Source organism: Streptomyces sp. BE303 (genome assembly GCF_036290945.1).
Lineage (GTDB): Bacteria > Actinomycetota > Actinomycetes > Streptomycetales > Streptomycetaceae > Kitasatospora.
Genome location: NZ_JAQYWZ010000180.1, coordinates 1 through 337 on the forward strand (window position 1 = coordinate 1; position 337 = coordinate 337).

General features: G+C 73.6%; 1 protein-coding gene. It reads right to left on the reverse strand.

What is annotated here, in order from left to right; translation table 11 throughout:
- Window positions 1–337 (reverse strand): acyltransferase domain-containing protein (locus PUR56_RS43190; RefSeq protein WP_443034417.1); only part of this gene is annotated, 337 nt, incomplete at both ends.

Consider the following 337-nt stretch of genomic DNA (forward strand, 5'->3'; position numbering starts at 1 on the left):
ACGGTGAGCACCGGGTGCCCCGACACCTCCGCGAACAGCCGGAAGCCCTCCCCCGCCAGCTTCTCCACGACCGGCCCGAAGCGGACCTGGTCGCGCAGCGAGGACCACCAGTAGGCAGCCACCACCGGCACCCTGACCCGCTCCCCCGTCACCGTCGAGAACCACGGAACACGCGGCACCGCACCCCGCACCCCGACCCGACCCGCGAACACCGCCTCCCCCACCTGCGCCACCAGAGCCGAATGCGACGCGTACCGCACCTCCACCAACCGGGCCCGCACCCCCCGCTCCTCACACCACGGCACGAACGCCGCCAACCGCGACCGCTCACCCGCCA